Consider the following 24,427-nt stretch of genomic DNA (forward strand, 5'->3'; position numbering starts at 1 on the left):
TCAGGTTGCGGCGGTGCTGCGCGCCGTTTCTTCGATCTTGAAAATCATATCTAGGATCAATGCAGCAGGGTCAAGGTTCACCGCCCGTCCGCGACGGACCTTGAGGCTAAGTTGCTGTTGCAGATCGGCCCATTTTCGCGCCGCCCGATCGTGGGGCGACAGACGGGCCAACAGGCGGGCTTCGCCGTTTGCGCCTTGGGAATTGGGTTCGCCCAGCAGGCCCGCGCGGGCGGTGCGGGCTAGGAAAAGGTCAATCAGGTCCAGCGTCATTTCAAACCGCACCTCGGCGGCTTTTCCCGTGCAGCTTTCGGCCAGTTTTAATGCAGCGCTGCGGTCAACGGTGGGCAGGCGGTCAAACAGGTGGACCAGTTCGCGATACAATTGCAGGCCGTCGTGATTGACCAAACGGATCGCTTCGCCGACGGACCCGCCTGATAACGTGGCTAGGCTTTCGGTTTCGTCCACATGGATGTCCGCTTGGGCCAGTGCATCGTTCATGTCGTCCGCGTTCAACGTTGTGCAGCGCAGTTCGCGGCAACGGGATCTGATGGTTGGCAATAATTTCGACGGCTGGTGTGATAGCAGCAGGATCGTGGTGCGAGCGGGCGGCTCTTCCAGCTCTTTCAGGATCGAGTTCGCGGCTGTGACATTCATTTCATCGGCTGCGTCCACGATTACCACGCGGCGGCCGCCGTCTGCTGATGACATGTGAAAGAATTTTTTCAGATCACGCACAGGGTCGGCTGTGATTTCTGTCTTTAGCTTGCCGGTCTTTTCATCCACGGGGCGGCGCACAATGGTCAGGCGCGGGTGGCTGCCCGCGCGGATCAGGCGCATGTCTGGATGATCGTCGCCAATGTCCAACGTCGTCGGCAGGGGCGGGGCGTCACCAAACAGGCCAACTTCGCCTTCGGGCTGTTCGGCCAACAAAAAGGCTGCGATTTTATAGGCGAGCGTGGCTTTGCCGATGCCTTTGGGGCCGGTGATCATCCATCCCGAATGTAGGCGGCCGGAATTATAGGCCTCTAGAAACGCCTCTTCGGCGCGGGCCTGTCCGATCAAACGTGCTGTTTCACGCGGATGCGGGGCGCCTTCGATCCGATCCGGTTCTGGCAGAGCGTCGTCGCTCATGCGCGGTCCTCGAATATGGCTAGGATTTCGGCGCTGACCTGTTCAGGTGTGCGGTTTCCGTCAACAATTACGCAGCGGTCTTTGGCGCTATGTGCGATCGATAGGAACCCGTGGCGCACCGTTTCTTGAAAACCCAGACCCATGTTTTCAAACCGTTCTTCGGCACCCACGCGGGCCAATCCGCGGTTTAGTGCGATTTCTGGGTCCATATCGATGATAAAGGTCAGGTCAGGTTCGCGCCCGATCATCAAATCGTGCAATTTGTCGACCATGGGACGCAAATCCCCACGGGTGGCCCCTTGATAGACACGGGTGCTATCCGCGAAACGGTCGCAGACCACGATCTGACCGGCCTCGATGGCCGGAAGGATCGTTTTTTCCAGATGGTCACGGCGGGCAGCAGTAAATAGCAGGATTTCGGTTTCCGCCGACCAACGATCCGCGTCCCCGTTCAGGATCAGAGCGCGGATTTCTTCGGCGCCTGTGCTGCCGCCCGGTTCGCGGGTGTGGATCACGTCGTATCCTTTGGCGCGCAGGCGTTCGACCAGCATGCGGGCTTGGGTCGATTTTCCGGACCCGTCGATCCCTTCGAATGTGATCAATTGTCCGGTCATAGTCGGGCCTTAGGAATTGTCGGCAGAAGCGTCTGTTGGGTCTTGCACTATTTTATCCAAAAGAACCAGAGCAGCCGTTTTCACGCGGGTCGTGAAACCGCCACGCGCCACATCGGATTCCGCGATCAACGGGATGCGGTGTTCGGGTAGGTTGTCCAGTTTGATCACCAGTTCGCCGACTTCTTGTCCAGCGACGATTGGCGCCTCTAGCGGTGCGCTGAATTCCAAGTCACCTTCGACCTGACCCTGGTTCAGGATAGGGATCAGCATGGAAACATCTTCTGCCACGGTCAGGCCAACCGTTTCGGATTGGCCCATCCACACATCGGCTTCGGCGACGCGCGTACCTGCTGCGATGACGTCCTTTTGCGCGAATTGGCGAAAGGCCCAGTTCAGGATGCGTTCGGATTCCTCTGCGCGCGATGCGGCGCTATCCAAACCTGTCACGACGAAAATCACGCGGCGATCGCCTTGTTTTGCGGATCCGACCAACCCGTACCCTGCTTCTTGAGTGTGGCCGGTTTTCAGACCGTCTGCGCCTAGGCCCAACCCCAAGATCGGGTTGCGGTTTTGGCTGTTCGATGGAACGCGACCGTCAAAGGCAAAGCTTTCTTCGGCGAAAATTGGATAAAAGGTCGGGAAATCGCGAATGATGGCGTTGGCAAGGATACCCAAATCTTCGACGGACATGCGCTGCATCGGGTGCGGCCAGCCGTTAGAGTTGGCAAACGTCGAATTTAGCATGCCCATTTGCTGGGCGCGGGTCGTCATCATCTGGGCAAAGCCTGCCTCGGTGCCGTCTGGCGACAAATTTTCGGCCAGAACCGCGCTTGCGTCATTGCCTGACAATACGATCACGCCGCGAATGAGGTCTTCGACGCGGACCCGTTCGCCTGCGCGCAGAAACATGGACGACCCTTGGTAATCCATCGCGTGCTGAGACACGAGCAGTTCGTCGTCGATGCTAAGCCGGCCGTCTGCGATTGCCTCGAACGCCATGTAGATGGTCATCAGTTTCGACATTGACGCAGGGGGCAGCGCGGTTTGCGCATTTTTCGACAGCAGGACCGTGCCTGTCGATACGTCATAGACATATGCGGCGCGCGCTGGCGTCTCGAATGCCTGCGCTTGGGCAGAAACTGCGAATACGCCAAAGGTCAGCGCGGTCAGCAGTCGGGAAAGAATGCGGAACATTGGGACCTCTTAGTTCGTGACAGGGTAGGCGTCTTCGAACCCCAACCCTTTGATACGGTTTAGCATTGCACTACGTTCGTCGCTGGTTTGCGATGGGCCAACAACCACGCGCCAAAACGCACGCCCCGATGTTTCGCCCGTCAGGACGGATGGTGTGATCCCGTTGGATAACAACAGTTGGGCAGTGCGGTCAGCATTTTCTTTGACCGAGAAAATACCGATTTGAATAAATGGTTTGGTCAAGCTGCTGCTGACAGGGGCAGGGGGCGTCGATGCCTGTTCTGCCTCGGCATTTGCGATTGCCGCTTCGGCAGAGGCGATCGGATCCAATGCCATCGTTTCGACGGCTGGGGCTTCTAACGCTTCGGCTTCGTCGAAATTCGCGATTGGGGCGGGGGCTTCGACTGGGGCCTCTTCGCGGCGCAGTGCGGTGACCTGTAGCGGTGTTGGCGAACCGGCAAGTAGATCAAGGGCCAGCGCAGCGTCCGACGATACCTGCAACGCAGGGCCGGGCTGTGCACGTTCGCGTCGGAATAGGGCACCGATCACGAATTTTCCGTTGGACTGGTTGCGAATGATCACGCGCTCTGGTTCGGCAACATCTGGGTGGGCAACCCAAACCCCGCCCAAAGATGGGCGACCATCCCACAGGCCGGATTCTGTCACCTGAAACACGTCCGGCGCTTCGACATCGCGTTCGACCAGCTGAACAGATTGACCGCTGTCTTCTATTTGCGCTTCGGCACCGCCGAATTGCGGCATTTGAAACGTGCCGGTTTCATCGCATCCTACTAACGCCACCATGACGACCGCACCAATCACGCTGTTGCGTAACATGCTCTGAATGCCTGCCATTGCTTATGCCCCTTATTTTGAAACGATTTTCCGTCTGCCTGAACGTTGAAAACCGCGACTGCTTTGTTTTTCAGGGACACCTTAGCGGTGAGAATACCGTTTTTGAAGCCTCCGCGCATCTCAGTCGGCGGTTTTCCTCTTTTAGAATCGCAGCGGGCTATTTATGCACACCGAACGGTCGGAGGAGTGGCAGAGTGGTTTAATGCACCGGTCTTGAAAACCGACGTACGTGGAAGCGTACCGTGGGTTCGAATCCCACCTCCTCCGCCATTTCCAAAGTCGAAAATTTGGTGTTTACCCTTGTAAATAAGGGAGTTTCGCTCTTGTTTGTGCATTCGGGAAAATCGCCGCCGTTGTTTTGCTATACATTTTGCTATACATATCGCTGACACCAATGGGCTGGGGGCGGTATGAAAGGTTTGAAGAAACGCGGATCGACGTGGCATTTAGTGCGCCGCGTTCCGACCGATTTTCATGATGTTGAACCGCGCCGTTTACTTACTCTTAGTCTAAGGACCGACTCCAAAAAGCTTGCCGCCGAAAAGGCCGCGCAGGTGTGGGACAATTTGTTGGAGGGCTGGCAGGCTCTGAAAGATGGCCGTTCTGACGATGCCGATGTTCGGTTTAAGGCCGCCCAACGTATTTGCGCAAACAAAGGTTTTCAATATCTGCCCGTGGCCGAGGTCGCCGACCTGCCACTGGTCGATTTGCTAAAACGGGTAGAGGCCGCCATTCAGTCGAATGGTCATGTCGATGCAAATGTGGCAGCGGCAACGCTGGGAACAGTATCAGAGCCACAGTTATTACTTTCACAGCTGGTAGATCACGTTGAAGACCTGTCCGCGCATGAAAATCGGTTCAAAAACGATGCTCAGTTGAAGGCCTGGCGTAATCCACGCAAACGCGCGGTTAAGAACCTAGTGGCGGCGATAGGCGGTGACAAACCGGTAGCGCAATTAACGCGTGCTGACGTGCTGTTGCACCGCCGGTATTGGCAGGAGCGCATCAAACAGCGCGGGTTGGATATCGAAACGGCCAACAAAGATTTTACGAACATGTCCGGGATGTTGTCACGCTATTATGACGATTTGGGGGTCGAGGATCCTCCGCGTATCTACAACGGCGTTAATCTGACTGATCGACACAAAAAAAGCACGCGCAAGGACGAAGTGCCTGTAGCATTCATTTTGGAAAAATGGTTCGCAAATGGCGCGCTGGATTGCTTGAATACCGAAGCGCGCGACATTCTGTTAATCAGCATTGAAACAGGTTGTCGCCAAAGCGAAATCTACGACCTGCCAGCGTCCGCGTTTCAGTTAGATGCGCCCATCCCCCACATCGTCATCAAAAACGAAGAGGGAGTGCGCCAGATCAAGAACAAGCATTCCGCGAGATTGGTGCCGTTGTTTGGCGTGGCGCTCGCGGCGGCCAAACGAAACCCGAATGGGTTTCCGCGTTATCGCGGCAAAACGAGCTACAGCAATGGGGTGCATAAAACGCTGCGCAAAAATGGATTGTTGCCCCGCGGTATTACAGTGGGCGGTTTGCGGCATACGTTCGAAAGCCGATTGAAGAGCGTCGAAGTGCAGTCGGATGACCGCGGTGAGCTGATGGGCCATTCTGTTACCAATATCCGTGGTCGCGAATGGTACGGGGATGAAATGCAGTTAGAACAGCGCGCCGCGATCATGCAGGCTATTGCATTTCCGGTTCCAGACTATCTGAAGTGATCGCTGGTCGGTGTGCATCAACGATACGCCGCGCTTGCGCAAGCAGATCGCGCTTTGCACGCATGGCAGAGAGTTCGTTGTTTAGTCGTTCGAAAATCGGCAGGTAGGCTTCGTTTTCCAACGCCAGCTCTGCGATAGTGACCAATGCGCGTTCTAACTGCGCTGCGGTGATTTCCCCTGCTGTCACCATCCCGAATACACCCCCTGCAAATAGGGGGCTGCATCGAAATACAGCTTTTGGGGGGGATTGATCATTATGGCCTTTGTCGCGTTTTTTCCGAAACTGATCAGATAGAGGAGTTTTGATTTGCGAATGCAAGACAATTCCCCAACTTTTCTGGTTCCCACGGTTCCTTTTCGAAATCAGTGTCGATCGGGGTGGTGAAAGTGCAAAACACTATCTCTGGCAAAAAATGTCGGCGATTGAGTTGAAATAGAAATCGCGAGCCATTATTAAACGATTATGCAAAGACAGGCCCTCATATCCGCGTAACGCACACTCTGTTCGTTTTTCGCGATATATGAAGGTATTCCATGACTGTTTTTCGTGTTCAGCGCCTTGTGGCGCCCATCCGATATTCTGCAAAACTGCTAAAATCTGCGACTGACTTGTACGAGGTCGGCAGCATCTGTTTTGAAATCACCACAGCGTTCTGGGGGTGGTTCAATGACCTATTATGAGCCGCAGGACCTGATGGCAGGGTCGGGCGACGACGATGATTTACTGGTAGATTCCTTAGGGATGGTGATGCGGCGCAAGACCGGTAATCTTGTCCGGCTTGCGGAACCTGTGTCGCGCATTGGTACGAACCGATCGGATCACCCGAGGATTTGGTCCGTGCGTTAACGCAAGAGGCATTGCGGAACGATCTACCGCTGCGGGCTTTGTTGCGTATTGCAACAACAGTCATTCAGGATGCTGGTGTGGCGTTGCACCGATGGCCGCCTTTTTCGGGAAAACGTCACCTGGTTTTCTGCTTTGTTTCTATACGTTCCAATCGGTACATCACTACAATACTACCATCAGATTTAGGAAATAAATTATCCCAAATTCATCTCCGATATAGGATCTGGAGATGTTAGCAAAATTAACTGAATTGTTGTCAGATCGAATTGGTTCGATAAATCAAAGACCTGATATTTTATTTCCTAAGATTTTCGCAGTTTCGCCGAAAAAACAGTTTGTAATGCGTGTTCGCGCGACCTTCATTTGTTTCAAATCGAACAACGAAGGTACTGGAATGACGATCAGGTTCACGACATTTACGAGCGAAGCCCCGAAGCGGCTGACAAAGCATATCACCCTGCAGGACGGGGCGCTGGTGACCAAGGCTGGTGGTTACATGACGCGCGGCATGTATGTGGTGGATGAATGTGCAAACATCTCTGAATTCGGTGACCATATCGCTTCATTGCGTACCAATCAGGCCCTGTCCTATGGCCTGCCCAAAGGTGCAGAAATGGGCATGGTCGTGACCCGCGCAGTGTATGAGGCGCTGCCCGTTGAACAGCGGGAGGGGCGTATCGCGCGGATCAACGACCATTTCGAATGGCCTGACGGTCCCGGCATTTTCATGATCGACATTGATCCACCCAAAGACGCGTCGGCATTGTCTAAGGCCGAGGCGATCAACTTGATCCGCGGCGTTGCGCCTGAACTCAAGGATGTGCCCATGCTGTGGTATCCGTCATCCAGTAGCATGATCTATACAGACGATGGCACTGAAATGTCAGGTCTGCGGGGGCAAAGGTTCTATGTTCCCGTGACAGATGCAAAGCAGATACCGGAGTTTGCCGAACATCTATGGGTGCGGTGTTGGGCAGCGGGTCATGGGTATATCGCCATTAGCAAATCGGGCAGTATCCTGAAACGGACGATTTTTGACAAAAGCGTCTATCAGCCCAGCCGCCTGGATTTTGCAGCGGGGGCGAGTACGGGCCCCCATTTGATCCAGCGCCGCGGCCAGCCGGAGGTCGTGTGATGGGTGCGATGATCGATGATTTTTTGAACGTTGCCTCTGTCATGGTCGAAGAGGCATCAAAGGCCGAAGCGAAAAAGCGCGAAGATGAGGCAGCAAGGGCGGCTACAGAGGACGCAGCTACGCAGCGCAAAATCTGGTTGGCGGAACGCCGCGATGAAATCATGCGCAAGCACGGTTTGACCGCAGATGTCGCGGATCAAATGCTGGTCCGCGCAGCCGATCAGCTGGAGTTGTCCGGAGAGTTCGAACTGCATGTCGTCGATCCCAAAACCTACGAAGCGGAAGTCGTAACGGTTCGGGACGTGCTGGAAAACCCGGACACATATCACAATCGCACGACGTTGGACCCGCTAGAGCCAGAGTACTGCGATTACAAAAGCGTCGGTGTGTTGTTCCTTAAGGGCAGGGCGCCTAAATTGGTTTCGCAGGCTCATGGCGGCGCGACTTACGCATTGGTGCGCGGGATGTCCGAAAACACGATCGAGCGTATCCAGATTGAATTTACGCCTGACAACCCTGCCGGTTTTGTCGATCGCTGTGTCGAGGCGTTGAGGGCCACTGGTCTGTATTACACGTCAGGATCGACGACGGTGTGCCGCAATGGTCAGCAATTCAAACCTGTCCGGACGGAACGTTTGGACTATGACCTGTCGCGGATCGTCGCGCCATTCAAATACGAGATGACCAAGAAAGGTCCCGCGCGCAAATCCATCGACATTCCGCGTCGGTTGCTGTTGCAGGTCGAAACGTTATGTGACGGCAAATTGCCGAACTTAGCGGGCACGTCGGACCATCCACTGTGCCGCTTGGATGGAACCCTGATTGCCGATGCTGGCTATGATGACAAAACAGGCGTGTTTATTTTCAACGGGACCGACGCGGTGCCCGAGATTTCTCGCTCGTTCGACGCGCCCGCAATGAAAGCGGCGGTCGAAACCTGCCTGACACCATTTCGCGCCTATCATTTTCCGGACAAGGTGTTGGGGCGTACAGCGCTTCTTGCCGCTGTGATGACGGCCGTTTTGCGTCCGGCGTTAGATACCGCACCGATGATCGCCGTCAGCAGTCCCGAAGTTGGCGTGGGTAAATCGTTCATCGCGCAGGCGCTTGGCGTGCTGGCGACTGGCGAATTGCCCCGTATGAAGAGCGTGGAAAGATCTGGCAGCGCGGAGATGCGCAAACTGCTGCACGCGGATCTGCTCGAACAAAATCCGGTGATTATCTATGACAACATGGACGGCAATTTCCGGAACGAGGTGCTGACCAGCTTTATCGCGTCGCCGATTTGGTCAGACCGCATTCTGGGCGAAAGCCGGACAGGAGGTTCGATCCGTAATACCGCGCTATTGATTGCAAATGGGGTGAACATGACGTTTCCCCGCGGGATGAACCGTCGGTATCTGTTGGTCGAACTCTTGCCAGCTTGCGACGATCACATCACCGCAGATTTCGGTTTCACGCCGCAGGGCGAGGCTAAACGCATGCGCGCAGACATCATCTCGGCGGCATTGTCGATTGCGGTCGCGGCTCGTCCGGACAAAGCGTTGTCCGGAACTTTGGGATCGTTCGAAGGCTGGACACGTATGGTTAGGGACCCGATCCTGCGGCTGTCGCGGGAAATTCCCGAGCTGGGCCTTTGCGATCCGCTGGACCTGTTCAAACAGGCAATCAGTGATGCATCCGAAGTCGAAACCTATCATTCGTTCCTGTTCTCCTTGGCCGAAAAATTCGGCCCAGACGATTTCACGGCCGATCAAGTCCGCACAGCAATCTTCGCTGATGAGATGCTGGAACGCTTGTGCCGTGAAATCTCGGACTCTGATCCGTCGCTGTCGGTCCGAAGCGTAGCCGCGCTCATGTCGAAATTGAAGGGCGTCAACTACAACGGAGCCAAACTAACCGCCCGCAAAAGGGCAGGAACCAACTTATGGCGCATCGAAGTGGAGGCGCCGAAAGCGGTTATGAAGATCGTTTAATAATGGAGAGCAAGGGAAATGCGCCCTTTTTGCCGACGCGAAAGGGCGCAATCTTCTGCAATTGACTTTGTTCAGATGTCAGTGAGCGGGCTTATTTGACGCACTGGTAGGTTCTCGAATGGTTCGATTGCCATCTAAAAGGACTTAAAGCCTTACATCCACAACGACTATTGATCTAGGGTCAGGACCCATTGATTTCCTCCTTGTGGCGTGATTCACCGGGCGAAAATTGAGCGGTGATATGAGCAACCTATATTGGCTGAATGACGCGCAAATGGCCCGTCTTGCCCCGTACTTTCCCAAGTCCCATGGCAAACCTCGCGTGGATGATCGACGTGTACTCAGCGGCATTATCTTCATCAATCGCAATGGTTTACCCTGGCGTGATGCGCCCAAGGAATATGGTCCTCACAAGACCCTGTACAATCGCTGGAAGCGTTGGAGCGAGAAAGGTGTTTTTGCCCATATCATGATGGCCCTGGCCGCCGAACATGGCGAGTAAAAGACCGTCACGATCGACGCCACCTATTTGAAAGCTCACCGCACCGCGACCAGCATGGGCGTCAAAAAGGGGGGCGTGGACGTCTGATCGGCCGGACCAAAGGTGGGATGAATACGAAGCTTCATTCGGCCAGTGACAGCCAATGACGACCGATCAGGCTCTTTGTCACCGCCGGACAGGTCAGCGATTATATCGGCGCACGGGCGTTGTTGAGTAGCTTGCCAAAGGTCGACTGGCTACTTGGAGACCATGGCTATGATGCAGATTGGTTCCGCGAAGCCCTGCAAGACAAGGGAATTCGGCCATGCATCCCCGGCCGAAAGTCCCGCGCCGTAGCTGTGCGGTACGACAAGCGCAGGTACAAACGTCGCAATCGTATCGAAATCATGTTCGGCAGATTGAAAGACTGGCGACGGGTCGCAACCCGATACGACCGATGCCCAAAGGTCTAACTGTCCGCAATCGCATTCGCAGTAACCGTCATCTATTGGTTATGAGTCCTGACCCTAGAAGGGTGAACGGTAGGTAAGGTATTTTTCAAAATGAAATAAAAGCTGAGGTGCGGCAAGGTCTTTGTAGTTTGAAATACTTAAGGGATGAACGTGATCATTCAGCTCTAACCTATTTATTTTTTTGCTATAAAGCTCCCAGCTTTTACAAAGCTTCCAGAAGGAAAAACAACTTTTCCCAAGATGACTGAATGAGGGCAGATAACACAGTTATCGACTAGATTTGGGTGCAGATTTTCAATAGCCTCTAATGTCTTATTGTGAAAAATTGTGGTGTTCTTACCTACGACGCAGCCTCTTCCTATAACAATATTTGTTGCATGCGGAAACTTGATGGTATCAATTTTAGCACCTTTGACATTGTCAATTCTATGTAGTGAAATTAGTAGATTTTTGAGAAACCAATTTTTAAAACCGTCCGATTTTGATATCTTGAGAGCGAAGCAGTTGGCGCGTACAGATGGATTGGAGGTGGGCTCGAGAAATGACTTGAGAAAATTGGCTTGTGTATCATAAGTGCGAGCTTCGCCTTAAGTTTTTGAGCATTTAGTCGAGATTTCGTTTTAGTCTTATCAACCATAAAGTAACCCCGGCAAGAGCCAGTATCGAAAATCGTAAAATAGGGTAATTTGATTGTATATATTCAGGATAAAATTTTACTAAAGTCACATACAAAGCACAGCAGAAAAGGTAGATTATGGCCGGTATGTACGAGCGGTGTTTCAGAACAAAATATAGCGCGAAAAGCGTAAAGGCAAAGTGCGTCAATTGAGCAGCCGCATACCATGTCAAGCGCACTGCGTTTGGTTCAATGTCGGGGGCAATGAAATCTAGCGCGATTGGACCCGAAATATAAATAAAAAAGAGCGACGGTATCGAAAAGGCAAGAAAGATCAAACTATAATTAACGTGTTTTCGCGGCCATGATGTATCAATTGTTGCTTTAAGAGCAATCCGTGGGATGATCATTGCTAATAGCGCTCCGAAAATAACTGTTGTTGCTTGAGTGCCGATGGTCGAATGGATTATCAAGCTCGCATCTTTCGTAACTATTCTATCTAAATATAACATCGTTGATGATGAAATGTCAGTTACCAGAAGGGATATGCTCAATACGACAAATTTTTTAACTTGGTATGCATTTTGGGGCAGGTTTATATTCAGCTTGGATCGAAATGTGAGCAATATAGTCAGCACGTTGACTAGTGTCATGGCCAAGAAAATTGAATGGATATTTTGGAATATTTCTGCACAAAGGCATCCGAGGGTCCATCTGATTGCTACGCCGGAAAGCTCAAAAGATTGAGGTGTAACTATTTCTCCCTGAATTCTTCGTCTTGTTACGGTGATATAGATTATTCCATTTGATAATGTGAAAAGAGTGACGCTGATGGATGTTATGAAATCCATTTTTAGCGTTGTGAAGATGAAAGTGGAAACAACCAATGAGCTACCAAGAGACGCATAGGTGGTTAAGTAAAAAAAGTTGCTCGATCTAAATGTTTTTACTATGCTATTTTTGATCCACTGGAACCCAATTAGAAGTCCCCATTGGCTTATGCTAAATGTAATAAGAAAATTTTCGAAATTCGTCTGGCTAAGTGTTCGCGACAAAAATGCTATGCTGACAAATATGCAAATTGGATTTGATACTCTATTCAGTACAGTCACTATCGCTTCAAGGCCGATTTTTTTCGGATCCGGTTTAGTCATTTTGGAAAACTTTTACCTGTGACATGTAGCAAATTGCGATAAATAGATTGGTGAGGTATTCGGGTTTGATGAAGCCACGTAACAGCAAGTGCATGAAACTAACGATGAAGATGATGTATATAATCATCCACCTTTGATCTTTTGCGGTTAAATATTTAAAAAACAATAAAACCAGACCTATAATTAGGAATACTATTGGGTAGTACTGAGGGTAATCGAGAAGGACGCTGCCTACTATACCAGGTGTCAGGCCACCAGCCTGTGCTCGGCCTATCAAGTTTCCAAAGTACTGTGCTGCCGAAATGTCACTTCGGCCGAGAAGGTTATCAAAGTCAGCCAAAATTAAAGGGGTGGATGTAAAGTGATTGAAATAGCCAAAATCGACAATCCTTGATGTAAGTGCAGCGGCCTCATTGAAGCCTTGGTGAAATGGAGCGAGTGGTATTGTTAAAAGCTTAGGATAATCTCCCATAAATAACTCGACGAATATTAAACCGTCTAGTAATTCAACTGTTGAGGAGCGGCGTAAATAGAAACCTCCCGAAATGAACAGGATTGCAGCCAAGAAGACTATTGCGCCTCCAGACATATTTTTTAAGGACTGTTTTAGTGTTGTGGACAAATTATTGGTTTTTGTGTTTTGGTGTAACCATAAGAGAAAAATAGATAAGAAAACTAAAAAGATGGTTGATCTGCTTGCAATTAAAGCTGTTGGCAGTATTGAGATGATTGAAATTGAAACTTGATGACTCAATCGATCCTTTGCCTTTCTTGTTGCGAACAGGTACAATGGTATAAATTGACATGAGCGGATAATGTAGCCGAAGGACGTTGGGATTTGAAAGCGCAAGTCTTGGTTTACGATAATTGGTCCAATTGTTGCATAGATGTATAAAAGCGCGATCCAACTAATTGCAATATGCGTATACATCATTGGTGCAAAGAGGCGTTTTGTTCTCCATTCGGCGGATTTGTTTTTGCTTTTGGGAGCCAGTAATCTGGGTGCGATCATCAAGGTGAAGGCTGCAGAATAAATCTTTATAGTATCGGTAGATATAAAGTTTCTATAGGTTGAAATGTTTAGTAACCCGATGGATAGAAAGGTGATAATCGATATTAAGATGTACGACTCTAGTTTTTCACTTTCTGTGACTGCGACAAATACTAGTGCAGCGGTGAATGAAATGTATATCGCTGCATAGCTATTGAGGATCTGGCATAAAATTGCAGATATAAGCAGTATCGTAATTTGAAAGTTTCGGGTGAGCATTTAATTCAAATCCCGGAAGTTCTCTTTGTTAGTTTTCTCTTCAAGTAGTTTCTAAAATATAGTTTAATCTCTTGATCGCTAGTCTTTGGAGCTCTTTGTATCACACTTCCAAAATACCCAGCGCTGTATTGCAATGCGCTGTCAAATTTTCCTCGAGATGCAAATTTCACAGTTCGTAAAATTGCATACAAAGCTGTATTTCCGCGAAAATAGGCTGACTTTCCATAGTAGTTTTGCTTAGCTCGTTGGCCGACTTCGCGTGATCTGAATGCTACGTCTTGAATTACAGTAGTTTCCCAACCGTTTATATGTGCCTTCGCGAGCGATAATGTGTCTGCTGATGGGCCTATAATATAACCTGCTTCCCTCAAGCATTTGTATCTCCACAGCCTACAGCTTCCTAGGACCCAATCTTTTGCATGTGCTGAATACTCGTTCGTATTGATGTCGATACATCTTCCGCTTGCGATACCTAGTGATGGCGCTTTGTCAAATGCCATAGAGATCTTTTTGTAATAATTTGGTTCAGGAAAGCTATCAGCGTCATTGATTCCAATGAGATCATTTGAATCCAAGGGGAGAAGTTTGAAAATTTCCTCAAAGCCGCATTGGATTACTTGGGCGTATTTGCTTCCAAGTGCATAGTTCCTGTTTGGAAAGTCCTTGTTCAGAATTATCAAATTTTTTACATTTTGTGGTCTTTCTTTTGATTGGAGTTTTTCTTTTGAACCGTCAGTTGATCCATTTTCAACTATCACCCATGTGTCTATTTCTGTGCTTTGCGATGACATCGATTGGTAAAGATAGTCAATATTTTCAATTTCGTCTCGCAGCGGGGTCACTATGTGTATCTTACTTTGCATAGTTGTTAATGTCCCTTTGCAGTTTTTCTAAGCTTTTATTTTGTTCGCTGTTTGGTGCTTGTAGTTTTTTCTTCAGAAGGTCGTCAATTTCGTCGATTGTTCTTGTGCAATAAATTCCATGGATGCTTTCCAATTGCTTTGTTGTGGCGATTTGGTGATCGTTGCGGTGTTCCTTAAAAGCTGACATTCTTGGAAAAACTATTAGTGGTTTGCCGAGTCGTTGGGCTGTCAAAACAGTGCCAATGCCAGAATGGCTAATTATGACCGACGCCATTTCGAATGCTTCCTGGAATTTTAGCTGAGAAAGGTTTTTCTCATAGTCGATATTTTGGGGGATATATGTTGCTCCTGTACCAATCTGAGCTAACGCTTCATGACTGGAAAAGTATGGTAAGCGGTCTAGTCCTTTGATGAGTCTATCGAAAGGTAGTTGCGTTCCTACGGTTATGAAGATCATATTGTCGACCCAGAGTAAAAGATGTCATTTGATCTTAAGTGTTCCCACTGTGTGTAGGTTCTTGAAGCTATTCGCTTAGCTATTCTACCGCTCAGTGAAATTCTTTCGGCATTCGCGATGCTATCTACCCAAATTGTCTTTTTATGTCCTAATATTTTTGCTGCAAAAATTGTTACTAGGCCAGGTGCTGCGCCTGTACTTAAAATTAGATCTGGTCGTTCTTTACGTATTAAAAAAATGTTTTGGATGAGACATTTTATAATTTTTAATGGTGTTTTTTGGTTGCAATCTGTGATCGTTTGAAAGTTGTAGGGAGAAACACGGTGATTTTGTGTTGTGTCAGTGCAGATAAACAGTTTCTCAGTTGCCTCGATGCCATTTGCTATCAAGAGTAACTGTTCCCAGTGGCCTCCACTGGATGAAGCGAATGCTACTTTCATTTTATACTCCGAAATATTGCCGATACCATCTGACGAAATTGGCGACGCCTTCGCGGACGGATGTTTTCGGGGCGTAGCCCGTCAGGGATTTCAGCAAATCGGCGTCGGCCCACGTCGCTGGGACATCGCCTGCCTGCATCGGCATCAGGTTGCGTTCGGCGGTTGCGCCGGTTGCGGCCTCGATTGCTTCGATAAAGTCAGTCAGTTGGACGGCGTCGTTGTTGCCGATGTTCACCACGCGGAACGGGGCGACGGGGGATAGGCTGTCGCCTTCAGGCACGATGCCATCTGCGGGGCGCACAGGCACGGCGTCGATCAACAAGCGGATTGCGTGAACCAGATCTTCGACATAGGTAAAGTCACGCTTCATATCGCCATAGTTATAGACGTCGATTGGTTTGCCTTCCAAAATCGCTTTGGTGAATTTGAACAGCGCCATATCGGGGCGACCCCAAGGCCCGTAGACGGTAAAGAAACGGAACATCGTCATCGGCAGATCGAACAAATGCGCATAGGAATGCGCCATGCTTTCGGTCGATTTTTTGGTCGCCGCATAGAACGACATCTGGTGGTCGGCCTTGTGCGTTTCAACATATGGCATTTCGGTATTCGCGCCATAAGCCGACGACGTAGACGCCAGCAGCATGTGTTTTGGCGGAAACGCGCGGGCGGCCTCTAACAGCTCAAAAGTGCCGACGATGTTGCTTTCTAGGTATGCGCGTGGATTGTCGATGGAATAGCGCACGCCAGCTTGGGCTGCGAGGTGGATCACCGCGTCAGGGCGTTCCTGTTCAAACAACGACATCAACAGGTTAGGCGTTTCAACCTTATCATGCACCGACCGATAATTGTCGTAGGCACGCAGGGTGTCTTCGCGGCGTTCTTTTAGGCTGACGTCATAATAATCCGACATGCAATCCAGCCCGATCACGCGCCAGCCTTCCTCTAGCAAGGTGCGGCAAACGAACGATCCGATAAATCCGGCAGCGCCGGTGACTAGGGCAGTGGGCATTGAATTAGTCCGATTCAAATAGGTCGCGAGTGAAGACTTTGTCCGACACATCGCGAATGTCGTCGGTCATGCGGTTGGCGATGATGATGTCGGATTGCGATTTGAACGCGTCCAGATCGCGTTCGACGCGGGACCGATAGAATTCATCGTCCTCTAGCACGGGTTCATACACGATGACCTCGACGCCTTTCGCCTTGAGCCGTTTCATGATGCCCTGGATCGACGACTGGCGGAAATTATCGGAACCGGCTTTCATAACAAGGCGGTAGACGCCGACGACTTTGGGTGATTTGGCGATGATAAAATCGGCCAGATAATCCTTGCGCGTGCGGTTGGCGTCGACAATTGCCGCGATCAGGTTCTGGGGAACTTCGGAATAATTCGCGAGCAACTGTTTGGTGTCTTTTGGCAGGCAATAGCCGCCATAACCGAACGACGGATTGTTGTAATGCGACCCGATCCGCGGATCGAGGCTGACGCCGTTGATGATCTGACGGCTGTCCATCCCGCGCGACAGGGCGTAGCTGTCCAGTTCGTTAAAGAACGCGACGCGCATCGCCAGATAGGTGTTAGCGAAGAGCTTGATCGCTTCGGCCTCTGAGCTGTCGGTCAACAGAACCTCGACGTCCTTTTTCACGGCGCCTTCCAGCAGCAGATCGGCGAATTGCTGTGCCTTAGCTGTGCGGTCACCGACGATGATCCGGCTGGGGTACAAGTTGTCGTACAGCGCGCGGCCTTCGCGCAGGAATTCGGGGCTAAAGATCACTTCGTCCGTCTGGAACCGTTCGCGCATGCTGGCAACAAATCCCACAGGGATCGTCGATTTGACAACGATCGTCGCGCGCGGATTGTAGGCGAGCACATAGCCGATGACCTGTTCGACTGACCGTGTGTCGAAATAGTTCGACACGGGATCATAGTTCGTCGGGGTCGCCACGATGACGAAATCCGCCTCGCGAAAGGCATCTTCGGCCGATGTTGTGGCGGTCAGATCCAGCGTTTTTTCCGCAAGGAATTCTTCGAGTTCGGCATCGACAATCGGACACTGACGGGCGTTGACCATCGCCACGCGGTTTTTGTCGATATCAACAGCTTTGACACAGTGGTTCTGGGCAAGCAGGACTGCATTCGATAGGCCAACATAGCCAAGTCCAGCAACGGCAATTTTCATCCGTAGTTCCTTAAATTCGTTCTCGGGTTGGATGACCTGACCGGTAAGTAAGTGTCTGAATTCGCCCGAGGGGATGTGTATTGGTGCTAAAAAGCTTAAAAATATACCTAACGCATACTGCGTGTGCGCGGTGTTATCAAGGTTCTTAAACCTTATTATCGACTGGAGTTCAGACTCGCGGTTGTCTGCCTAAATTTCCATCAGATGATAATTTCTTGATGCATATTAAAGACTGCACCAGGCAGCCAAGACGCGCTGCGTCTCGATTTGCCGTTGCTAAACTTATCGCGCGCTGATGGCCGGTAGGATTATGGCGATTTCCAGTTGATGTATGCGGTGTTAAGTTCGCTTGCGGTATAGTTGCACCACCTTTAGGTTGGTTTCACAACTACTAAAACGTTCGGTTTATGGCACTTTTCAAATTTCTTCGTACCCAGCAGAATGACGATCGACCTCTGTTGGAAAAGTGTTTGTCGGTTGATTTAGAGGTCAATCCTAAAACGGCGAAGGTTTTCGATCTGGCGGCCGTGGCATATGGCGACGGCCCAGCGATTGTGGCGCCTAAATCCGGCCTGGAAGCGGGACTGACTAAGCTCGAAAAAAGCCTCGCGAACTATCCGTTTATTGTGGGCCACAATGTGTTGCGGCACGATATTGAACACCTGTTGGTTTCGCGCCGAGAGCTGCGAGCCAAAATGGATGCTCCAATCGATACCTTGTGGCTTAACCCATTGGCGTTTCCACGAAATCCATATCACCACCTTGTCAAACATTATCACGATGGGCGGCTGCAAGCGGGGCACATCAATGATCCGGAACTGGATGCTAGGTTGGTTTTTGATGTTCTGGAAAATCAGTTGCAGGCTTTGCGTGATCTAAATCATGGAAACAAAGATACGCTGACCGCCTATCATTATCTTTGTACGCTGTCTGATCGATCGGCTGGTTTTGACGCTGTCTTTGCGGACGTGCGAAAGGATAAACGCCCCAAACGGGATGCCGCAATTGAAGCAATCCAAAATCTTCTTCGGGATCAGGGTTGCACAGCACAGATTGGCCGCGTCATTGGTCGGCTCAATGATACGCGGATGGGGTGGCCGCTGGCTTATGCCTTGGCTTGGATATCGGTTTCAGGCGGCAATTCGGTTATGCCGCCATGGGTCCGGCAATCATTTCCCGAGGCCGCAGATTTGGTGCGTGAACTGCGCGATACCAACTGTAACGATGCAAACTGTCAGTGGTGTGCGCATCAAAACGACCCAGTCGGAGCGTTGAAAAAATGGTTCGGTTTCGAACAGTTCAGGCCGCAGCCTGTAGATGTCGACGGCAACCCGCTGCAACAGGTTATCGTCGACCAATCCATGCGTCGGGAAAACGTGCTGGGCATTTTGCCAACGGGCACAGGTAAATCCGTTTGTTATCAGGTGCCCGCGCTGAGCCTTTATGAAAAGACAGGTGCGCTGACTGTCGTGATATCTCCGCTGGTTGCATTGATGGTTGATCAGGTTCAGGGGCTGGAACGTGTTGGAATTTCATCGTCGGTGACGATCAACGGTTTGCTGTCCATGCCCGAAAGGCAAGAGGCGCTGGACCGAGTGCGCATGGGTGGGGCGTCCATCCTTATTATTTCGCCCGAACAGCTGCGCAGCGTATCGGTCAGATCTGTTCTGCAACAACGCGAAGTTGGACTGTGGGTGCTGGACGAAGCGCACTGCGTTTCCAAATGGGGACACGATTTCAGGCCCGATTATCGGTATATCGCGCGTTTTATCAAAGACTTCTCTGGTGATCGTAAACCTGCGCCTTTGCTTTGTTTGACAGCAACGGCTAAACCCGAAGTCGTTCAAGACATCACCGATCATTTTAGGGGCGGACTGGGTGTCGAGCTGGGTTTGTTTGATGGCGGTGCCAGTCGGACGAACCTGACGTTCAACGTGCAGCCAACCAACAAAGGCAGCAAATTAGGCGATATTCTGAACGTCCTGAACGAAAAGATGGAGCCAGACGCAAAATCCGGGGCGATTGTCTACTGTGCGACCCGCGGTGAAACCGAACGTGTGGCTTCTTTCCTAAAGGCTCAGGGGTTGTCGGCAGAGCATTTCCATGCGGGGCTAACGGCTGACGATAAACAAATAGTTCAAGAACGGTTTCGTGTTGGCGATCTGCGGATCATTGCCGCGACGAACGCGTTTGGTATGGGCATTGATAAACCAGACATTCGGTTGGTTGTTCATGCTGACGTGCCCGGATCGTTGGAAAACTACCTTCAAGAGGCGGGCAGGGCTGGCCGTGACCGCGCCCCAGCTGAATGCGTTCTGCTGTATCATTCTGACGATGTTGAACGGCAGTTTTCATTGGCTGCGCGGTCGCGATTGGAAAGACATGAAATTGGCGCAATATTAAAGGCACTGCGCCGCATTGATGAACACACGCGCAACAGTGGCAAGATTGTCGCCACACCAGGAGAGATCGTCCGAGAGGAAAAGGATCGCGAATTCCTGCGTGACTGCACGACCGAAGATACGCGGGTCAAAACAGCCGTTTCGTGGTTAGAAGAGGCAAAGCTGCTATCGCGCGAAGAAAACCGTGTTCAGGTGTTTCCTTCGTCTTTGCTTGTCCGGACAATGGCCGAAGCAGAAGAAAAATTAGGCAAAGCACAAATTTCCGAGGCGCATCGCAATCGTCTGCGGGCCATTGTCGTGCATGTGATGAACACGCCTTCGGATCAGGGAATTTCGACAGATGAACTGACGGGCGTCAGCGGAATGTCGCATCGCGAATTGTCCAAAGCGATGGCCGATCTGGAAACCTTGGGAATTGCGCGAAACGATATTGCGATCACTGTTTCGGTTCATATTGGTATCGAAAATCAATCAAAACAGCGTTTGTCCAAAGCCATGGCGCTGGAAACAGCGTTGATCGCTTCGATGCGTGAATATGCCCCTGATGTGGACGTTGGTGAAGGCGCCCAGATCGACATCAATTCGGCCAGTCAGATGTTGCGTGAAAAGGGTCACGAAAACGGTAGCCCCCACATAATTGACCGTTTGCTGCGCAGTATCGAACGCGACGGGCGTGACAGTGATGGCGGTTTCGGCAACGTCCGTCTGCGTAAACTGACACACAAAACTCACGAGGTGATCCTGCAACGATCATGGAAGGTTATCGAACAAACCTCGACCATCCGCCATGCGGCTGCGGATATACTCTTGGATTTCTTGATCAAAGCAGCGCCAACAGGATCGCGCGGTAAAGACATTCAGGTGGAAACCACGATCGGCGATTTGCTGGGCGTGCTGTCCAACAATGCAGTTTTCAAAGCTGCGGGCGTCAAAGATATGACCAAACTGATGGAGCGCGCGCTGCTGTGGTTGCACGAACAGCAAGTCGTCACCTTGGGCAAAGGTCTGACCGTTTTCCGTTCTGCGATGACGATTTATTTGAACCAAACCCGCGCCAGTTTCACGAAAAAGGATTTCACGCCGTTAGAAGAACACTATCGCGAACAAACGATTCAAACCCATGTCATGGCGGAATACGCGACCAAAGGTTTGGATAACATCAATGATGCGATCAGATTGTCCAAAGACTATTTTGAACTAGAGCAAGAGCGTTTTTTGCAGCGTTGGATGCCGAAACGGGGCGTGGAAATACGACGCCGTACAACGGGCAAAGCGTGGAAAGAAATCGTCGAAAACCTGAACAACCCTGTGCAACAAGCCATCGTTGCCGACGATCGCGAAGAAACGAATGTTTTGGTTCTGGCCGGGCCTGGCGCTGGCAAGACAAGGGTGTTGGTGCATCGCATTGCCTATCTGCTGCGTGTGCGCCGTGAAAATCCGCGTGAAATTTTGGTCATGACCTACAACCGCCACGCCGCCGCAGAAATCAGGGCGCGGCTGCGGCACCTTGTTGGGGACGACGCATCGTTTGTCACGGTCACAACATGCCATTCGTTGGCGATGCGGCTGGTCGGAGCAAGCTTTACCGGCACATCGAACGAAGAACGCGATTTCGACGGCATTATCATGGAGGCTGTGCGGCTGCTTGATTGCGAAGGGTTGAGCAAATCTGAAGCCGAGGCCCAACGCGAAGCTTTGATCCAAGGATATCGGTGGATCTTGGTTGATGAATATCAGGACATAGGTGCCGAAGAATACGCCTTGATTTCAGCCGTGGCAGGGCGGTCACTTGAAGACGCAGATCAAAAACTCAGTCTGTTTGCGGTCGGCGATGACGACCAGAACATCTATTCGTTTACCGGTGCATCGGTATCTTTTATCCGCCAATTCGAAGAAGACTACCGCGCCAAACCTGTCTTCCTGACCGAAAACTATCGATCCACAAAGTTCATAGTAGACGCGTCCAATCAGGTCATTGAACCCGCGCGTGACCGCATGAAGAAAGATCATCCGATCAGCGTCGATAAGGCCCGCATGTTGGAAATGGGCGGCGGCGCAATGGCAAATCACGATCCAATCGGGCAGGGGCGTGTTCAATTCCTAGACGTAGAAAGCAACCCTACAGTCCAAGCGATGGCAGCGGTTGATGAAATGGTTCGATTGTCGCGACTGGATCCTGATTTCAATTGGACCCGTTGTGCAATCATTTCGCGCGATTGGAAAAGTCTAGGCCCTGTTCGGGCATATGCAGAGCAGCTGGGACTTGCCGTAGAAATGGCCAATGAAAAACTGCCCAGCGTTTGGCGATTGCGCGAGATGCAGCGGTTCATCGCGCGCCTGCGGCAGAACCCGACAGCGATGCTGTCGGTGACCGATTTGCTGATGGTTCTGAATGAACAGCCATCGAACCGCTGGATAGAACTGATCGTTGATGGGATCGCAGACCTAGCCCGCGAGCTAGGTAAAAAGACGATGCCCGTACCAGACGTTATCGAATGGCTGGCTGAATGGGCGCAAGATGTCCGCGGGACGCAACGTGGCCTATTGTTGCTGACTGCGCACCGATCCAAAGGGTTGGAATTCGATCATGTAGTCATATTGAATGGCGGCTGGCAGTCCATCTCTCGCGGTGAAGACGGAGAGGCGCCGCGCCGCCTGTTCTATGTCGCCATGACACGCGCAATGAAGAGTGTGTCTGTCGTGGTCAGCGGCGAACACCCGTTTGTGTTGGCTGATAGTGAAAGCGAACTGCTACGTAAGATTGAACCGCCGAAAAAACACGATTTACCTAATCCTGACCAATACCAGCTCCCCGAAATGTCGACCGTAAATCTATCTTACGCGGGTCGGTTAAAGGAGGGCAATAAAACGCTGGCAGCTATTTCCAAAGCGAAAGTTGATGATCCGCTGCGGATAGAAAAACAGTCAGGAAAGTGGCTTTTGATTGATAGTCAGGGCGTCGTGATCGGTCAAATGGCGGCAAAATGGGAACCGCCGGCAGGGCATGTTTTGGTTTCTGGAAAAGTCGGCGCAATTATTCGATGGCGTAAAGCTGACAACGAAGAGAAGTTCCAAACATCCATTAAACGTGATGATTGGGAAACGGTTTTGCCTGAGTTTATTTTTAGGAGAGATGCTTAAGTAATTGTGCTAACAGATTAAATTGGAAAGTGATTGGACCTGTCGCGGTTTGATGCCGCTCCTTTGCTAGCATTTACTACAACAAAGGAGACGCATTATGGGACTGAAACGAACGGACGAATTCCGCGCTGATGCGGTGCGCATCGCGCTTACCAGCGGGCTTACGCGCAAGCAAGTGGCTGACGATCTGGGTGTCGGGATGCCGATGCTGAACAAATGGATCGCCGCGCATCGAGACACTGATGTGGTGTCGAAAGAAGATTTAGATCTCGCCAAAGGGAATGACCGACTTCGGCGCGAGATCAAGCTCCTCAAGTAGGAGAGAGAAATTCTAAAAACTGTTCCGAGCCGTCGCCCGCCTGTGCGCGGTAGAAACAGCCCGTGCTATGGTGTGATCGAAGGGCAGTTGCCGATAGCTTATTGGTGGGTCAGACCCTGTTAAAAAAAACGTGGCACATGGACTGATGCGCACTTTAGCGTGGCGACACTGCTCGGCATTGATCCCGGTTAGGAAGATGACGAACTTGCATGGTCCACGCCCTTCGATTTGAACGGAGGTGTTAACATGACGAAGTGTAAGACCGGCAGCCACCCGGATCTGAAGATGGTCAATCCCAATGCGGCTGCAATCGATATCGGCTCAACATTGCATATGGCCGCCGTCAACCCCTGACGCGGACGTCAAGCCGGTGTGGGCCTTCGGGACATTCACTCTGGATCTGCATGATCTGGCCGATTGGTTCCGGTCTTGTGGCGTCACCATCGTGGCGATGGAATCTACGGGCGTTTACTGGATACCTGCCTTCGAGGTTTTGGAGGCGCATGGTCTCGAAGTGATCCTGGTGAACGCCCGGTACGCCAAGAATGTGCCGGGCCGCAAAACCGACGTGAGTGATGCAAGTTGGCTGCGGCAATGCGGCTGTTTAGACCTTCTTCAAAACGATCAAGGCCGAGCTGATCTGGAGACGATCATGGGAAACAAGGCGACAAGCTGAGATGGCGATCTTCGAGTACATCAACGGCTTCTATAACCCGAGACGTCGCCACTCAGCACTGGGATGGAAAAGTCCGGTCGCTATCGAACGGAAGGTAGCCTAAACGAGCGCGAGGGGCGGCACAAAAGCGGGACAGGTCCAGGCATTGTCCAGGCTTCGCGCCGAATGCGATGTTTCCGCGTCAGCGGCGCTCGTTCTTGCCCACATCGGTGGGCTACTTTTCCCGCTCAGGGCGGGAATGGACCGAACCGCGAACCTGTGTCGCAAGAGGTTTTTTCCCACTCAGGTGGGATCGTAGGCTTGGTGGAGTTTCATGTAAATGAGCTCCACCAAGCCTGCACTTATAGAGCCAGTTCAGGTTGCGGACCATGTGCCCGCGAAAAATCTGAAAAAAGTGCGCAGAGGCTATTGTGTTGAAAATCTCGTGGCATATCTGCGCCTGAGAACGAGCGGTTGGCATCGCATTTTAC

General features: G+C 51.2%; 18 protein-coding genes, 1 tRNA gene and 4 pseudogenes. 11 read left to right on the top strand and 12 right to left on the bottom strand.

Features of this window, described 5'->3' with window-relative positions:
• The 4 genes from ACXAGA_RS10050 to ACXAGA_RS10065 are packed head-to-tail and all read right to left on the bottom strand — an operon-like array spanning position 1 to position 3,794.
• Positions 1-1,131, bottom strand: coding sequence for a DNA polymerase III subunit delta' (locus ACXAGA_RS10050; protein ID WP_475117338.1), 1,131 nt, complete (start codon positions 1,129-1,131; stop codon positions 1-3).
• Positions 1,128-1,745, bottom strand: coding sequence for a dTMP kinase (tmk, locus tag ACXAGA_RS10055; RefSeq protein ID WP_475117339.1), 618 nt, complete (start codon positions 1,743-1,745; stop codon positions 1,128-1,130). The genes ACXAGA_RS10050 and tmk overlap by 4 nt, the downstream gene beginning before the upstream one ends.
• A 9-nt stretch (positions 1,746-1,754) precedes the next feature.
• On the bottom strand, positions 1,755-2,939 hold the full coding sequence (locus ACXAGA_RS10060; RefSeq protein WP_475117340.1) for a D-alanyl-D-alanine carboxypeptidase family protein: 1,185 nt from the start codon (positions 2,937-2,939) through the stop codon (positions 1,755-1,757).
• Between the two features lie 9 nt (positions 2,940-2,948).
• The gene (locus ACXAGA_RS10065) at positions 2,949-3,794 is read right to left on the bottom strand and encodes an SPOR domain-containing protein (RefSeq protein ID WP_475117341.1); all 846 of its coding nucleotides are present in this window, start codon (positions 3,792-3,794) and stop codon (positions 2,949-2,951) included.
• 180 nt (positions 3,795-3,974) lie between these two features.
• On the opposite strand from ACXAGA_RS10065, the gene ACXAGA_RS10070 reads away from it, so the two are divergent.
• The 3 genes and pseudogenes from ACXAGA_RS10070 (at position 3,975) to ACXAGA_RS10080 (ending at position 5,524) form a co-directional block, all read left to right on the top strand.
• Positions 3,975-4,064 (top strand) — tRNA-Ser (locus tag ACXAGA_RS10070).
• A 140-nt stretch (positions 4,065-4,204) separates the two neighbouring features.
• Positions 4,205-4,375: pseudogene (locus ACXAGA_RS10075) on the top strand (DUF6538 domain-containing protein); the annotation flags it as partial.
• A 93-nt stretch (positions 4,376-4,468) separates the two neighbouring features.
• The gene (locus ACXAGA_RS10080; protein WP_475117364.1) at positions 4,469-5,524 is read left to right on the top strand and encodes a hypothetical protein; all 1,056 of its coding nucleotides are present in this window, start codon (positions 4,469-4,471) and stop codon (positions 5,522-5,524) included.
• On the opposite strand, the gene ACXAGA_RS10085 is transcribed toward ACXAGA_RS10080, so the two are convergent.
• On the bottom strand, positions 5,490-5,714 hold the full coding sequence (locus ACXAGA_RS10085; RefSeq protein ID WP_475117342.1) for a hypothetical protein: 225 nt from the start codon (positions 5,712-5,714) through the stop codon (positions 5,490-5,492). The two genes, ACXAGA_RS10080 and ACXAGA_RS10085, sit on opposite strands and share 35 nt — an antisense overlap.
• A gap of 477 nt (positions 5,715-6,191) precedes the next feature.
• On the opposite strand from ACXAGA_RS10085, the gene ACXAGA_RS10090 reads away from it, so the two are divergent.
• From ACXAGA_RS10090 to ACXAGA_RS10105, 4 genes and pseudogenes are all read left to right on the top strand, one after another.
• On the top strand, positions 6,192-6,371 hold the full coding sequence (locus ACXAGA_RS10090; RefSeq protein WP_475117343.1) for a hypothetical protein: 180 nt from the start codon (positions 6,192-6,194) through the stop codon (positions 6,369-6,371).
• Positions 6,372-6,765: 394 nt separating this feature from the next.
• Positions 6,766-7,506: a hypothetical protein gene (locus ACXAGA_RS10095; RefSeq protein ID WP_475117344.1), complete on the top strand. Its 741-nt coding sequence runs from the start codon at positions 6,766-6,768 to the stop codon at positions 7,504-7,506.
• Positions 7,506-9,482 carry a hypothetical protein gene (locus tag ACXAGA_RS10100; protein WP_475117345.1) on the top strand — a complete coding sequence of 659 codons (1,977 nt, stop codon included), beginning with the start codon at positions 7,506-7,508 and terminating at the stop codon, positions 9,480-9,482. Before ACXAGA_RS10095 ends, ACXAGA_RS10100 begins: the two co-directional genes overlap by 1 nt.
• A 241-nt stretch (positions 9,483-9,723) precedes the next feature.
• A pseudogene (locus ACXAGA_RS10105) lies at positions 9,724-10,436 on the top strand (IS5 family transposase).
• 603 nt (positions 10,437-11,039) lie between these two features.
• Here ACXAGA_RS10105 and ACXAGA_RS10110 read toward each other — a convergent pair.
• From ACXAGA_RS10110 to ACXAGA_RS10140, 7 genes are read right to left on the bottom strand one after another with little or no spacing between them, the layout of a single operon-like run.
• The gene (locus tag ACXAGA_RS10110; RefSeq protein WP_475117346.1) at positions 11,040-12,206 is read right to left on the bottom strand and encodes a hypothetical protein; all 1,167 of its coding nucleotides are present in this window, start codon (positions 12,204-12,206) and stop codon (positions 11,040-11,042) included.
• Positions 12,199-13,476, bottom strand: a complete 1,278-nt coding sequence (locus ACXAGA_RS10115; RefSeq protein WP_475117347.1) for a hypothetical protein — start codon at positions 13,474-13,476, stop codon at positions 12,199-12,201. Before ACXAGA_RS10115 ends, ACXAGA_RS10110 begins: the two co-directional genes overlap by 8 nt.
• Positions 13,477-13,481: 5 nt before the next feature.
• Entirely contained in the window at positions 13,482-14,318 is an 837-nt protein-coding gene (locus ACXAGA_RS10120; protein WP_475117348.1) for a glycosyltransferase family 2 protein, read from the bottom strand.
• 10 nt (positions 14,319-14,328) lie between these two features.
• On the bottom strand, positions 14,329-14,796 hold the full coding sequence (locus ACXAGA_RS10125) for a glycosyltransferase (protein WP_475117349.1): 468 nt from the start codon (positions 14,794-14,796) through the stop codon (positions 14,329-14,331).
• A complete protein-coding gene (locus tag ACXAGA_RS10130; RefSeq protein WP_475117350.1) occupies positions 14,793-15,236 on the bottom strand; it encodes a hypothetical protein in 444 nt (147 codons plus the stop codon). Before ACXAGA_RS10130 ends, ACXAGA_RS10125 begins: the two co-directional genes overlap by 4 nt.
• A 1-nt stretch (position 15,237) precedes the next feature.
• A complete protein-coding gene (locus tag ACXAGA_RS10135; RefSeq protein ID WP_475117351.1) occupies positions 15,238-16,248 on the bottom strand; it encodes an NAD-dependent epimerase/dehydratase family protein in 1,011 nt (336 codons plus the stop codon).
• Between the two features lie 4 nt (positions 16,249-16,252).
• Positions 16,253-17,419 (bottom strand): nucleotide sugar dehydrogenase, encoded by a 1,167-nt coding sequence (locus ACXAGA_RS10140; RefSeq protein WP_475117352.1) that lies wholly within the window; start codon positions 17,417-17,419, stop codon positions 16,253-16,255.
• A gap of 407 nt (positions 17,420-17,826) precedes the next feature.
• On the opposite strand from ACXAGA_RS10140, the gene ACXAGA_RS10145 reads away from it, so the two are divergent.
• The 4 genes and pseudogenes from ACXAGA_RS10145 to ACXAGA_RS10160 all read left to right on the top strand — a co-directional run.
• Entirely contained in the window at positions 17,827-22,962 is a 5,136-nt protein-coding gene (locus tag ACXAGA_RS10145) for a RecQ family ATP-dependent DNA helicase (protein ID WP_475117353.1), read from the top strand.
• A gap of 97 nt (positions 22,963-23,059) precedes the next feature.
• Positions 23,060-23,278 (top strand): annotated as a pseudogene (locus ACXAGA_RS10150) (transposase); the annotation flags it as partial.
• Between the two features lie 454 nt (positions 23,279-23,732).
• A complete protein-coding gene (locus ACXAGA_RS10155) occupies positions 23,733-23,957 on the top strand; it encodes an IS110 family transposase (RefSeq protein ID WP_420845597.1) in 225 nt (74 codons plus the stop codon).
• Positions 23,890-24,060: pseudogene (locus ACXAGA_RS10160) on the top strand (IS3 family transposase); the annotation flags it as partial. The gene ACXAGA_RS10155 and the pseudogene ACXAGA_RS10160, both read left to right, overlap by 68 nt.
• Positions 24,061-24,427: the final 367 nt, after the last annotated feature.

The organism is Marivivens sp. ABH4_498, from assembly GCF_056160585.1.

What these genes read in the sequence shown, in the direction of transcription:
- ACXAGA_RS10155 (WP_420845597.1), top strand. Translation starts at nt 23,733, where the DNA reads ATGGAATCTACGGGCGTTTACTGGATACCTGCCTTCGAGGTTTTGGAG.
- ACXAGA_RS10110 (WP_475117346.1), bottom strand. Translation starts at nt 12,206, where the DNA reads ATGACTAAACCGGATCCGAAAAAAATCGGCCTTGAAGCGATAGTGACT.
- ACXAGA_RS10100 (WP_475117345.1), top strand. Translation starts at nt 7,506, where the DNA reads ATGGGTGCGATGATCGATGATTTTTTGAACGTTGCCTCTGTCATGGTC.
- tmk (WP_475117339.1), bottom strand. Translation starts at nt 1,745, where the DNA reads ATGACCGGACAATTGATCACATTCGAAGGGATCGACGGGTCCGGAAAA.
- ACXAGA_RS10060 (WP_475117340.1), bottom strand. Translation starts at nt 2,939, where the DNA reads ATGTTCCGCATTCTTTCCCGACTGCTGACCGCGCTGACCTTTGGCGTA.
- ACXAGA_RS10130 (WP_475117350.1), bottom strand. Translation starts at nt 15,236, where the DNA reads ATGAAAGTAGCATTCGCTTCATCCAGTGGAGGCCACTGGGAACAGTTA.
- ACXAGA_RS10050 (WP_475117338.1), bottom strand. Translation starts at nt 1,131, where the DNA reads ATGAGCGACGACGCTCTGCCAGAACCGGATCGGATCGAAGGCGCCCCG.
- ACXAGA_RS10065 (WP_475117341.1), bottom strand. Translation starts at nt 3,794, where the DNA reads ATGGCAGGCATTCAGAGCATGTTACGCAACAGCGTGATTGGTGCGGTC.
- ACXAGA_RS10135 (WP_475117351.1), bottom strand. Translation starts at nt 16,248, where the DNA reads ATGCCCACTGCCCTAGTCACCGGCGCTGCCGGATTTATCGGATCGTTC.
- ACXAGA_RS10085 (WP_475117342.1), bottom strand. Translation starts at nt 5,714, where the DNA reads ATGGTGACAGCAGGGGAAATCACCGCAGCGCAGTTAGAACGCGCATTG.
- ACXAGA_RS10095 (WP_475117344.1), top strand. Translation starts at nt 6,766, where the DNA reads ATGACGATCAGGTTCACGACATTTACGAGCGAAGCCCCGAAGCGGCTG.
- ACXAGA_RS10115 (WP_475117347.1), bottom strand. Translation starts at nt 13,476, where the DNA reads ATGCTCACCCGAAACTTTCAAATTACGATACTGCTTATATCTGCAATT.
- ACXAGA_RS10090 (WP_475117343.1), top strand. Translation starts at nt 6,192, where the DNA reads ATGACCTATTATGAGCCGCAGGACCTGATGGCAGGGTCGGGCGACGAC.
- ACXAGA_RS10125 (WP_475117349.1), bottom strand. Translation starts at nt 14,796, where the DNA reads ATGATCTTCATAACCGTAGGAACGCAACTACCTTTCGATAGACTCATC.
- ACXAGA_RS10145 (WP_475117353.1), top strand. Translation starts at nt 17,827, where the DNA reads ATGGCACTTTTCAAATTTCTTCGTACCCAGCAGAATGACGATCGACCT.
- ACXAGA_RS10140 (WP_475117352.1), bottom strand. Translation starts at nt 17,419, where the DNA reads ATGAAAATTGCCGTTGCTGGACTTGGCTATGTTGGCCTATCGAATGCA.